11 protein-coding genes are annotated in these 12,519 nt (G+C 56.7%); 6 read left to right on the top strand and 5 right to left on the bottom strand.

The features are described 5' to 3' along the window. Positions 1 to 252 precede the first annotated feature (252 nt). Positions 253 to 1,101, bottom strand: a complete 849-nt coding sequence (gene bhcR / locus ACR0LL_RS20160) for an HTH-type transcriptional regulator BhcR (protein WP_480589013.1) — start codon at positions 1,099 to 1,101, stop codon at positions 253 to 255. 169 nt (positions 1,102 to 1,270) lie between these two features. Here bhcR and bhcA point away from each other — a divergent pair, with 169 nt between their 5' ends. From bhcA to bhcD, 4 genes are all read left to right on the top strand, one after another. Further along, a complete protein-coding gene (gene bhcA / locus ACR0LL_RS20155; protein ID WP_480589011.1) occupies positions 1,271 to 2,461 on the top strand; it encodes an L-aspartate--glyoxylate aminotransferase BhcA in 1,191 nt (396 codons plus the stop codon). Further along, a complete protein-coding gene (gene bhcB, locus ACR0LL_RS20150; RefSeq protein WP_480489214.1) occupies positions 2,461 to 3,429 on the top strand; it encodes a beta-hydroxyaspartate dehydratase BhcB in 969 nt (322 codons plus the stop codon). Before bhcA ends, bhcB begins: the two co-directional genes overlap by 1 nt. A 42-nt stretch (positions 3,430 to 3,471) precedes the next feature. Next, complete coding sequence (gene bhcC / locus ACR0LL_RS20145) at positions 3,472 to 4,635, top strand: 3-hydroxy-D-aspartate aldolase BhcC (protein ID WP_480589009.1); 1,164 nt, start codon at positions 3,472 to 3,474, stop codon at positions 4,633 to 4,635. Between the two features lie 113 nt (positions 4,636 to 4,748). Beyond that, positions 4,749 to 5,714: an iminosuccinate reductase BhcD gene (bhcD, locus tag ACR0LL_RS20140; protein ID WP_480589007.1), complete on the top strand. Its 966-nt coding sequence runs from the start codon at positions 4,749 to 4,751 to the stop codon at positions 5,712 to 5,714. A gap of 148 nt (positions 5,715 to 5,862) precedes the next feature. Here bhcD and ACR0LL_RS20135 read toward each other — a convergent pair whose 3' ends face one another. From ACR0LL_RS20135 to puuE, 3 genes are read right to left on the bottom strand one after another with little or no spacing between them, the layout of a single operon-like run. Further along, complete coding sequence (locus ACR0LL_RS20135; protein ID WP_480589005.1) at positions 5,863 to 7,287, bottom strand: uracil-xanthine permease family protein; 1,425 nt, start codon at positions 7,285 to 7,287, stop codon at positions 5,863 to 5,865. A gap of 54 nt (positions 7,288 to 7,341) precedes the next feature. Next, on the bottom strand, positions 7,342 to 7,827 hold the full coding sequence (locus ACR0LL_RS20130; RefSeq protein ID WP_480589003.1) for an ureidoglycolate lyase: 486 nt from the start codon (positions 7,825 to 7,827) through the stop codon (positions 7,342 to 7,344). Further along, positions 7,824 to 9,236, bottom strand: coding sequence for an allantoinase PuuE (gene puuE / locus ACR0LL_RS20125; RefSeq protein ID WP_480589001.1), 1,413 nt, complete (start codon positions 9,234 to 9,236; stop codon positions 7,824 to 7,826). Before puuE ends, ACR0LL_RS20130 begins: the two co-directional genes overlap by 4 nt. Positions 9,237 to 9,383: 147 nt before the next feature. Here puuE and uraH point away from each other — a divergent pair, with 147 nt between their 5' ends. Both uraH and ACR0LL_RS20115 read left to right on the top strand, forming a co-directional pair. Further along, positions 9,384 to 9,737, top strand: a complete 354-nt coding sequence (uraH, locus tag ACR0LL_RS20120) for a hydroxyisourate hydrolase (protein WP_480489200.1) — start codon at positions 9,384 to 9,386, stop codon at positions 9,735 to 9,737. 133 nt (positions 9,738 to 9,870) lie between these two features. Then, complete coding sequence (locus ACR0LL_RS20115) at positions 9,871 to 11,103, top strand: urate hydroxylase PuuD (RefSeq protein ID WP_480588999.1); 1,233 nt, start codon at positions 9,871 to 9,873, stop codon at positions 11,101 to 11,103. Positions 11,104 to 11,215: 112 nt separating this feature from the next. On the opposite strand, the gene ACR0LL_RS20110 is transcribed toward ACR0LL_RS20115, so the two are convergent. Continuing rightward, entirely contained in the window at positions 11,216 to 12,457 is a 1,242-nt protein-coding gene (locus tag ACR0LL_RS20110) for an acyl-CoA dehydrogenase family protein (RefSeq protein WP_480588997.1), read from the bottom strand. Between the last annotated feature and the right edge of the window lie 62 nt (positions 12,458 to 12,519).

Raw genomic sequence — 12,519 nt, 5'->3', positions numbered from 1 at the left:
CGCCGAACAGGGAAACCTCGACCAACTCATGCAGAAAAACGGACCCTTCAAAAACCTCTTCGACCAACAGTTCAATAAACACAAACAAAAAGTCGCAGAATAATAAGGGGGTGCTGAAAATCGGGTGACCGGAGATGGGTACATCTGAATCGCGTTTCAGTTTTTGTTGGCGAGGCACATTTCCGCGCGTTGGTGTTGTGGCGCGGCAGACGGATCCGGGGTCAGCATTCGCCGCAATTTGGCGGCAAAACCTTAGGGTTGCGGAGACACCACTGTCCCACCAATAGCCAGCGTCAACTGGCGCGCGGCTTCCATCACCGGGCGGCTCAGCCGTTCGATTTCGGTTGCTCCCACGCGGCTGGTTGGCCCGGACACGGAAAGCCCTGCGACCGCCTCTCTGTTCATATCGAAAACGGGTGCTGCAATGCATCGCATACCTGTAGTCTTTTCTTCGTTGTCCACGGAAAAACCCCGCAATCTGATGGCTGCAAGATCTTTCTTCAACGCCTCGGGGCTGGTAATCGACTGATCCGTAAAAGCCTGTAAATTCGCGGCGGCCAACCTTCGGTTCAATCTGTCTTCGTCCATATGGGCCAACAACGCTTTTCCGATGCCCGACGCGTGCATGGGTGACAATGTGCCGGGGGGAAAAAACGCCCGGATGCTTTCATGTGTTTCAACCTGGCTCAGGAACAGCACCAGACCTTCTTTCTCAATGCCCAAATTGGCGGTCTCGCTCGTGGTTTCCATCAGCTTGCGCATGATCGGCCTTGCCCGTTCCACCAGACTGGTACGGCGCAGAAACCGCGAGCCGATCACAAACGCCTGCGGGCCAATGTGCCAAACCTGTTCTTCATGGTCGAACTCGACCAGGCCCTTGCCCTGCAACGTCACGAGGATGCGATAAACGGTGGCTGGTGCCTGCCGCATTTCATCTGAAAGTTCAGTAAGAGCTTTGCCTTGGGCCTGGCTCAGATACTCGAAAACCTCCATCGCCCGATCCAGTGATTTGATCGTATTCTGCGCGGTTTTGTCATCCCACCCCCGCGGTCTTCCGCGGGCCTTGCGACGGAGTTTCGGGTCATTGTCTTGCGATTCCATAAAAACCCTCTGATCATTTGTGAAAGACTATTTCACAGTATGAAAAATATAACCCACTGACAACTATAAGTTAAATCTCGTTAGACAAATTTTGAAATGCGTTTTCAAAAAAATTTCCAATCAGGCGGCTGGAACCTATTGTGCAGGCAAGGACGGAAGGAGACCATCCATGAGCTTTCAAAACCCCGTTTTCATCCCGGGCCCGACGAACATCCCGGAAAGCCTGCGCAAGGCGTGCGATATGCCCACGATCGACCATCGTTCGCCATTGTTCGGGCAAATCCTGCATCCTGCGCGCGCGGGCGTTCGGAAAATTCTGAAAAGCGACAGTGCCGAAGTCTTCATTTTCCCGTCGACCGGCACCGGGGGCTGGGAAACCGCCCTGACCAATACGCTGTCCGCCGGTGACAAGGTTCTGGCGGCCCGCAACGGCATGTTCAGCCATCGCTGGATCGATATGTGCCAACGCCATGGGCTGAATGTTGAGATCGTCGAAACCCCGTGGGGCGATGGGCTGCCGGCTGACCGGTACGAAGAAATCCTTGCCGCCGACAAAAACCATGAGATCAAGGCGGTTCTAGCCACGCATAATGAGACGGCAACTGGCGTGAAGTCGGATATCGCTGCCGTGCGCAAGGCGCTGACTGCTGCGCAACACCCCGCCTTGCTGTTTGTTGATGGCGTCTCATCCATCGCGTCGATGGATTTCCGGTTTGATGAATGGGGCGTGGATGTTGCCGTTACCGGGTCGCAGAAGGGTTTCATGTTGCCCGCTGGCCTTGCCATCGTCGGTTTCAGCCAGAAAGCGATGGAAGCAACCAAAACCGGCACCCTGCCCCGCACATTCTTTGACGTGCGGGACATGACCAAGGGATACGCCAACAATGCTTATCCCTATACACCCGCTGTTGGGTTGATGAATGGCCTCAATCAAGCCTGCTCTATGCTGTTGAGTGAAGGTCTGGAGAACGTTTTCGCCCGACACCACCGGATTGCCGAAGGGGTCCGTGCCGCTGTGGGGGCGTGGGGGCTGGAGCTTTGTGCAAGCGGCCCGGCGGTCTATTCCGATACCGTAAGCGCAATCCGCACGCCGAACGGCTTCAACGCGACGGATATTGTCACGCACGCAGCTGAAAAATACGGCGTTGCCTTTGGCGTGGGCCTTGGTGAGGTCGCGGGCAAGGTGTTCCGGATCGGGCATCTGGGCAGCCTGACGGATGTCATGGCTCTGTCCGGGGTCGCCACTGCTGAGATGTGCATGGTTGACCTGGGCCTGAACATCGACCTGGGGTCCGGAGTTGCCGCCGCACAGGAATACTATCGTGGCCATCCCGGTTCCGTTCAGAAGAACGCGGCATGATGAAGGATTGCACAATGTATATCCCAACCTATGAAGACATGCTTGCGGCACATGACCGGATCAAACCCCATATCCGCCGCACCCCGGTGCGAACCTCGGACTTTCTCAACGAACTGTCAGGCGCGCAGCTGTTCTTCAAATGCGAAAACTTTCAGGAACCGGGCGCTTTCAAAGTACGAGGTGCCACCAATGCGGTTTTTGGGCTGGATGAGAAACAGGCGGAAAAAGGTGTCGCCACCCATTCTTCGGGCAATCACGCCTCGTGCCTGTCTTATGCGGCGATGAAACGGGGCATTCCCTGCAACGTGGTCATGCCGCGGACAGCGCCGCAGGCAAAGAAGGACACGGTCCGCCGTTACGGAGGGAAGATTACAGAATGCGAACCTTCCACCTCGTCGCGCGAAGCGACATTTGCCGAGGTTCAGGCGGCTACGGGCGGTGACTTTGTTCACCCCTACAACGATCCTCGGGTCATCGCCGGGCAAGGCACCTGTTCGCGCGAGTTTATCGAGCAGACCGACGGTCTGGACGCAGTCGTCGCGCCAATCGGCGGCGGTGGCATGGTATCCGGAACATGTTTGACCTTGTCCAATCTGGCCCCAGAAACAGCAATCATAGCGGCAGAACCGGAACAGGCAGACGACGCCTATCGCAGCTTCAAGGCCGGTCATATCATCGCGGATGATGCGCCAAAGACGATTGCTGACGGGTTGCTGGTGCCGCTGAAGGATCTCACCTGGCATTTCGTATCGAACCACGTCTCAGAGATTTACACAGCCTCCGAGCAAGAGATCATCGATGCGATGAAACTGACATGGAAACACCTGCGGATTGTGATGGAGCCATCTTCGGCCGTTCCGCTGGCCACGGTTCTCAAGAACCCGGACGCCTTCAAGGGCAAGCGTGTCGGACTGATTGTTACAGGTGGCAATGTCGATCTGGACCGGCTGCCCTGGATGAATGTCTGAATACACCCCAACAAAAAACTATCCCGGTATAGGATTACGGAGATGAAAGATATGAGCACTCTCGACCAGTTCGAAGTAGGTTACGACATTCCGGCCAAGCCCGGCATGGACGAAGCAGATATCCAGACACCCAGCCTGATTTTGGATCTCGACGCGCTTGAACGCAACATCAGGAAGATGGGCGATTATGCCAAGGCGCACGGGATGCGTCACCGCGTGCATGGTAAAATGCACAAGTCGGTTGACGTGGCCAAGCTGCAAGAAAAAATCGGTGGTGCCGTCGGTGTCTGCTGCCAGAAAGTTTCCGAGGCCGAAGTTTTCGTTCGTGGTGGGATCAAGGACGTTCTGGTTTCGAACCAGGTGCGTGACCCGGCCAAAATTGACCGCCTCGCACGCCTGCCAAAGCTGGGCAGCCGCATTATCGTGTGTGTCGACGATCTGGAAAATGTCGCCGACCTTTCGGCGGCGGCAGTCCGGCATGGAACACAGCTGGAAGTCTTCGTGGAAATCGATTGCGGCGCAGGGCGGTGCGGGGTCACAACAACACCCGAAGTGATTGAAATCGCCAAGGCGGTTGAGGCTGCAGACAACCTGAAATTCAGCGGAATTCAGGCCTATCAGGGTGCCATGCAACACCTCGACAGCTATGAGGCACGCAAGGAAAAACTGGATACCGCCATCGCGATGGTCAAAGACGCGGTAGACGGCCTTAAAGCCGAGGGTATCGAGTGTGAGCTGGTCTCGGGCGGCGGTACGGGGTCTTACTACTTTGAATCCAACTCGGGCGTGTATAATGAACTGCAATGCGGGTCTTATGCGTTCATGGATGCCGATTACGGTCGCATCCTGGACGAGAACGGCAACCGGATCGACCACGGCGAGTGGGAGAACGCATTCTTCATCCTGACCAGCGTCATGAGCCATGCCAAGGCTGACAAAGCAATCGTCGATGCGGGTCTGAAGGCGCAGTCGGTGGATAGCGGTCTGCCTGTTGTTTTCGGGCGTGACGATGTCGAATACATCAAATGCTCGGATGAACATGGCGTCGTGATGGATCCAAGCGGGGCTCTCAAGGTCAATGACAAACTGAAGCTGGTGCCGGGGCACTGTGACCCAACCGCAAACGTGCACGATTGGTATGTGGGCGTCCGGAATGGCAAGGTCGAATGCGTGTGGCCGGTGTCAGCCCGCGGCCGCGCGTACTGAGCTTGAATGCTCAAAGAATAAACCGCCGGCCAAACATGGCCGGACAGTCGCCCGTGCGCGCCCGCTTTTGTCGGTGAAACGCACGGGCGCACGAATTCCAAGGGGAGAATGACATGCTGATCGTACCCGAGCGCGAAATCGCCAACCTCATGACCCGCGACGCGGCCTTTGAAGCCGTCGAACAGGTCTTTGCCTCCATGGCCGCAGGGGACGCCTATAACTTTCCTGTCGTGCGCGAAGCCATCGGGCATGAGGACGCCCTGTACGGCTTTAAAGGCGGGTTTGACCGCGCCGGGCTGACACTGGGCCTGAAGGCTGGGGGGTATTGGCCGAACAACATGGAAAAGCGCGGGTTGATCAATCACCAATCCACTGTTTTTCTTTTTGACCCTGACACCGGAAAACCGTCAGCGATGGTTGGCGGCAACCTTTTGACGGCCTTGCGCACTGCGGCGGCCTCTTCTGTATCCATCAAGCACCTTGCCCGTGCGGACGCGCGGGTAATCGGTATGATCGGGGCCGGGCATCAGGCAACCTTTCAGCTACGCTCGGCGCTAGAGACCCACACCTTTGAAAAGGTCCTTGGCTGGAACTACCATCCCGAGATGTTGCCGAACATTGAAAAGGTCGCCAATGAAGCCGGTGTTCCGTTTGAAGCGGTCGAACTTGATGGCATGACCGAGGCGGATGTCATAATCTCGATCACCTCGGCTTTTGCACCATCCCTGATGGCAAACCATGTGAGCCCCGGAACGCATATCGCGTGCATGGGAACGGACACCAAGGGCAAGCAGGAAGTCGAGGCGGCGTTGTTGGCCAAAGCATCCGTATTCACAGATGAAATCGCACAGTCAATTTCGATTGGCGAGGCGCAACACGCCGTGGCACAGGGCCTGATCAGAGAAAGTGACCTGATCCAGTTGGGTGCGGTCATCAACGGAACGAACCCGGGCCGAACATCAGACGATCAGATCACGTTGTTCGATGGCACGGGCGTCGGTCTTCAGGATCTGGCGGTTGCTGCATCTGTTGTCGAACTGGCCGTACAGAAAGGCATCGCGATTGAGGTCGATTTCTAACGACATTCCCGTTTAGTCGCCTAAGCGTCGTGTCGAACGACGCGTTGCTTATGTGAGCCACGGGCCAAGCCTGCCACACCGGCCAGAAACCAAAAAAGCGGCGCGATTAGCTCGCTGCTTCTTCGTTTACAAGTCCGGGCTGAACCGGTCAGACGTGATCGTCCTGTTCGATAGAGCCCAGCCCGTGGCCTGCCATTCCACCGGACACCTCTTCCGTCGATTCATCCGAAAGCTCTTCGGGCAGAACCAGATTCAGGACAATGGCAATGATCGCAGCAGGCAATATCCCGGATGTCGCCAGAACTTTGAGAGTTCCGGGCAGATGCTGTAAAGCGCCGGGCTCTAACTGCAAGCCCAGACCAAGGCTGAGTGAAATCGCAAAGATCACCATGTTGCGGCGATTCCACGTCACGTCCGACAGCATCGAGACACCGGCTGCAACCACCATACCGAACATCACGATCACACCACCGCCCAGAACCTCGATCGGAACGGATGAGATCACCGCGCCGATCTTGGGGATAAGCCCGCATATGATCAGGAACAGGGCACCTATGGTTACGACCGTGCGGCTCATGACACCGGTCATGGCAATCAGGCCGACGTTCTGACTGAATGACGTGTTCGGCAGGGCCCCGAAGACACCTGATACCGCTGTTCCAAGACCATCGGCAAAAGTCGCGCCCTGAATTTCCTTGTCGGTTGCCTCGCGTCCCGCGCCCCCCTTGGTGATACCGGACACATCCCCGACCGTTTCAACAGCCGATACAAAGGACATAGCACAGAACCCGATGATCGCCGCGAATGAAAACTCGATACCGAAGTGAAATGGGTTCGGCATTGCAAACGGAGCCGCGCGCCCAACATTGCCCAAATTCACCTGACCCAATGCGAATGCCACAACGTATCCGACCAACAAGCCAATCAGAACCGCCGACACCGACAACATACCGCGGGCAAAAAACTTCAGGCCCAGCGTAACAACAATCACAGTTCCGGCCATGAGCCAGTTCAGACCAGAGCCGTATTCTTCGGTACCGATGGCGGGTACACCCCCTGCGGCGTACTGGACGCCGACCTTGACAAGCGCAAGCCCGATCATGGTGACAACAAGACCGGTAACCAAGGGCGGAAGCGCAAAGCGAATACGGCCAATGAACAACCCAAGGCTGGCATGAAACAGGCCGCCAACGACTATACCACCCATCAATACGGCAATCGCGTCAACGCCCTTACCAACCACCAACGGGATCATGATCGGAATAAAGGCAAATGACGTTCCCTGCACGATTGGCAGGCGGGCGCCAACAGGCCCCAGCCCAATGGTCTGGAACAGTGTCGCAACGCCCGCAAAGAACATCGACATCTGGATCATGTAAATCATCTGCGGGAAATCGGGGCTGTTTGAACCAAACCCGAAACCCGCCGCACCGCAAACGATGATGGCTGGCGTGACGTTGGAAACGAACATCGCCAGAACGTGCTGAATTCCCAAAGGGACCGCCTTCAGAAATGGCGGGGTGTAGTTCGGATCGCGGAGCTGCTCCGGCGTCCCTAAAGTTGCATCTGACATCGCGTTTTCCTCCCAAAAAACTGCGTGGGCCGGCCCCTCTTCCGGCAATGTCCCTTATTCAGTGATCGTGTAGGCGTTCTGGAACCAATACTCTTCAAGGTTGGGCCCGTTTCCTATTCGGTCGACCACAGCGAACAACCCGGGGGGATGAAGCGGTGTCAGTACCCCGTGCCAGGTGTTCCGATGATAATTCACGCCCTGTCCGGGCGCGGTAATGAATGGAACAGGCTCACCCGGCACACCCGCGTTGTCGGGCGCTACGACAACGACAAAGGGTTTATCTGAAAGCGGTAGAAAGGCCTGGCTGCCGTCGGGATGACGCTCGACCATTTCAAGTTTGATGGGCAGGTCGAAGGCCTGGGATTGGAATACGCTGATCCCTGCGCGCCCCTCATGGAAATCCAGTTGGGCGCGATCATGGTATCGCGCGCATTTTCCCTGATTGATGTATTTGTCCACCGCGCCAGACACTTCGATGACGTCGCCGAACGGCGCAAAGGCCTCGGCGGTCAGTGGCCGGAGTTTCAGCGTGGATGTCATTGCGCGAATTTCTCGATCAGCCGCAACTCGGCAATCCGTTCGACCTGACGGCAGGCCTCGTCGAATTCGGTGTCTCGATCACTGTCAATCCGACGGTGAAAAGCCTCCAGAATGGTTGCTTTGGTGTTGTCCTTGACCGCAATGATAAAAGGAAAGCCGAACTTGGTCGTGTAAGTGTCGTTCAAGGCCGTGAAGGTCGCACGCTCTTCATCCGTCAGCATGTCGAGACCTGCTCCGGCCTGTTCTGCCGTGCTTTCCTTGGTCAGACGACCCGCAGCAGCAAGTTTGCCTGCCAGATCCGGGTGGGCTGTCAGGACGCCAAGCCGCTGCTCGGCTGTGGCAGAACGGAATACGCGCGCCAGTGCATTGTGAACCCCTGCGGCATTGTCATGCGTGGGACCCAGCTCCAGATCAAAGGCCGTTTGGGCAATCCACGGGCTGTGTTCGAACACGCCGCCAAACTCGGCGACAAAGGTTGGCTCGTCCATTTCCGACGGGGTCAGCCGTTGACTTGGCGGATGCATTCGCGCCCAATGATCAGCGATTTGTTCGCGGGTGGCAAACCAGACCCCGTCATGTTTCTTGAAGTGGTCGAGTGCGCGTTTCAGGGCCATGGCGCGACCAGCGCGGCCGATGAGACGGCAATGCAGTCCGATCGAAAGCATCTTCGGCTCGCCCGCTTGGCCTTCGGCATAAAGCATGTCGAAGCTGTCCTTGAGATAGCTTTCAAACTGTTCGCCGTTGGTATAGCCCGCCTGAATTGCAAACCGCATATCGTTGCAATCCATCGTGTAGGGCACGATCAACTGATCCTTGCCACCGGCCTTGACCCAATAGGGCAAATCGTCGGCATAGCTGTCGGCAATATAGGCCAGCTCGCCTTCGGCGGCGGCCAGATCGACCGTGTTCATCGAACAGCGGCCCGTGTACCAGCCACGCGGGGGCTTGCCGACGACCTCGGTATGAAGCCGGATCGCTTCACGGATCTGGGCGCGTTCTTCTTCCGCGTCCATGTCCTTGTGCTCAACCCATTTCAGGCCATGGCTGGCAATCTCCCAGCCTGCGGCCTTCATCGCCGCAACCTGCGCCGGTGCACGGGCCAATGCTGTGGCAACGCCATAAACCGTGACAGGAAGGTCCTGCAAAAGCCGATGCACCCGCCAGAACCCTGTGCGGCTGCCGTATTCGTAAATGGATTCCATGTTCCAGTGCCTTTGCCCCGGCCAAGGGGCCGCACCAGTGATTTCGGAAAGAAACGCCTCGGATGCGGCATCCCCGTGCAAAACGTTGTTCTCGCCGCCTTCCTCATAGTTCAGGACAATCTGAACTGCGATTTTGGCCCCGTTTGGCCAGTTTGCGTTTGGCACTTGCCGGCCATAGCCGGTCATGTCTCGTGGATACCGCGTCACATCAATTTCCCTCTTGCTGAAAAGACGAATAACCCAAACAATCACCTATGTTTTTCAAAAAATACTGTAAGCAGTCTTTTGACAGACTGCCTTTGCCTGCCGCGAAGGTATTGCAATAATAACAGCAATACTTAGCGAGAGGTGCAAATGGCCGGTTACCTTACAACACATGTCCTGGATACGGCGCGGGGCTGCCCTGCCAGTGGGATGAAGATCGAGTTGTTCCGGATCAACGGAACAGACCGCACGTTGCTGAAAACTCTGCTCACCAACGAGGACGGCCGCACCAATGAACAAATCCTTCCCGAGGCCGAGTTCTCGACGGGCGAATACGAGTTGATGTTTCATGCGGGCGAATACCTCGACACCACTGGCGTGCCACCTGAAAGCCCGCGTTTTCTGGACTTGATCCCAATCCGGTTTGGGATGTCCGAACACGCCCACTATCATGTTCCGCTGTTACTTTCGCCTTTCAGCTACGCGACCTATCGCGGCAGCTGAGCGTTGCACCGCGTGATCCTGTAGACTGACATTGTATTGTTATTTTTGATACTGCTTGATCTTTCGTAGCAATACCCGATGAAATCTCTGTCGCCTAGAGTGCCAAAGAACTTGGATATGTAGGAGCAACGCCATGTATGACCTGGCTGTTTTGTGGGAGTGGATGGCCTTTTCCGTCCGCTGGCTGCATGTGATCACGGCGATGGCGTGGATCGGCGCGTCATTCTATTTTATCGCGCTCGACCTGATGCTTAAGCCGAACCCTGCCTTGCCAGAAGGGGCCTATGGCGAAGAGTGGGAGGTGCACGGGGGTGGGTTCTATCACACCGTCAAATATCTGGTCGCACCCGCGCGTATGCCCGAGCACCTGACCTGGCACAAATGGCAGAGCTATACGACGTGGCTTTCGGGTGCGGCCTTGCTCATGATCATATATTGGGTCGGGGGCGAGTTGTTCCTGCTTGATCCGACCAAAGCGGATCTGGCGTTGTGGCAGGGGATATTGATTTCAGGCGGGTCACTGACCATCGGCTGGCTGCTTTACGACCAGATGTGCAAGTCGCGCCTGAGTGAGCGACCCACCGCGCTGATGCTGTTGCTGTTCGTGATTCTGGTGGCCATGTCCTGGGGTTACAATCAGATTTTTACCGGTCGTGCCGCGCTTTTGCACCTGGGTGCGTTCACCGCAACCATCATGACGGCCAATGTGTTCTTCCAGATCATGCCCAACCAGCGGATCGTGGTGGAAGACCTTAAGGCCGGTCGGACGCCGGACGCCAAATATGGGAAAATCGCCAAGGTGCGTTCGACGCACAACAACTACCTGACCTTGCCTGTCGTGTTCCTCATGCTGTCGAACCACTATCCTCTGGCCTTTGGCACCCAGTATTCATGGATCATCGCCAGCCTGATCTTTCTGACCGGCGTGACCATTCGTCACTACTTCAACACGATGCACGCAACCGGGAAAGGGCCGCACTGGACCTGGGGTGTCACTGTCATCCTCATGATCGTGATCGCATGGCTGTCTTCTGTCAGAACCGGCGAGACATGGGAGGACGCCGAAGCAAGGGCATTGACACCTTACGAAGAAAAATTTGCGTCGGCTGCTGGGTTTGAAGAAGCCTATGACACCGTGCTGGGCAATTGTTCGATGTGCCATGCCCGCGAGCCGGTTTATGGCACCATGAAATGGGCCCCGAAGAAAGTTTATTTGGAAACGCCGGGCGATGTAGCCCGGCACGCCGACCAGATTTACCTGCAGGCCGGGATCAGCCATGCCATGCCACCGCCTTCAGCGGTTCAAATGGACGTGGAAGCGCGCCAAACCATCATCGCATGGGTGCGCGAGGTCAGAGGGCAGTAGGATTTTCGCAGGACGTCCTGTCCTTCGCTTCCTACCCCCTGCCGCGGGACAAATACCCAGTTTATGCCGCTCAAACAAAGCAGGGCGCGCAAGACCTGATGCCGCCCCCGGCCTAGCGCGATGGCGGGGTTAGCCATTGGGCCGACATGCCAAAATTCGAGTTCTTCAACTCTTGCTTGGCAATCGCCTGCAAATGCACCTCGTCCGGACCATCTGCATATCGCAGCGCGCGTGCCCAGGTATAGCTGTCGGCCAGCGGTGTATCCGGGGTCATGCCCATCGCCCCAAAGACCTGCATCGCGCGATCCGTGACAGCAGCATGCACATTGGGTGCCACCACCTTGATCAATGAAATCTCTCGGAACGCTTCTTTGGCGCCCACCTGATCAATCTTCCAGGCTGCTTTCAGGGTCAGCAACCGCGCCTGTTCGATCTCCAGCCGGGATTTGGCGATCCACTCGCGGATAACGCCCTGTTCTGCAAGCTGCTTGCCAAACGCTTTCCGTTCCTGCGCGCGTTCGACCATCAGGTTAAGCGCCATTTCCGCCGCACCGATCGAACGCATGCAATGGTGGATGCGACCGGGACCAAGCCGGGCCTGCGCCAGAGCGAACCCGCTGCCTTCCTCGCCTAAAAGATTGCTGACCGGAACGCGCACATCCTTGAAGATCAACTCGGCATGACCTTCAGGGTCGTGCATGTTCAGAATGGTGGGGTTGCGAACAATCTCAAAACCGGGCGTGTCCTTCGGGACAATGACCATGCTTTGTTGTTTGTGCCGATCCGCATTGGGATCCGTTTTACCCATGACGATAAACAATCTGGTGTTCGGGTGACAGGCGTTTGTGATGAACCACTTGCGGCCATTGATGACGCATTCATCCCCCTCACGCCGGATCGAAGTGGTAATATTGGTCGCGTCCGAACTGGCCACATCCGGTTCAGTCATCGCAAAAGAGGATCGGATTTCACCGTTCAACAGCGGCACCAGCCACGTCTCGCGCTGTTCCGGAGTAGCAAACATGTGCAACAGTTCCATATTGCCGGTATCCGGCGCACTGCAATTGAACACTTCCGAAGACCAGGCCACCTGCCCCATAAGTTCGGCCAGCGGCGCGTATTCCAGATTGCTCAGCCGGGTGCCGGGTTCATCGTCGCGCAGGCTGGGCAGGAACAAGTTCCACAACCCTTCGGCCCGGGCCAACGCCTTGAGATCTTCCATAAACGAAACCGGGAAACTGCCTGCCGCCATTTCTTCTTTGTGATCGCGTATGCGCGGGTAGATATGCGCCTCCATAAACGCTTTCAGGCGGTCATACATTTCCGTGGCGCGCGGCGATGGGGCAAAATCCATGGCGGTTCCTTCCGGTGCGTTGTGGCGGTGATGTCCTCAAACTCTGCTCGCGCCAGAACGGC

The sequence above is a fragment of the Ruegeria sp. AI2 genome, from assembly GCF_056541275.1.
Note: the sequence above shows the minus strand (reverse complement) of the source record. Positions and strands in the feature narration are given on the sequence as shown.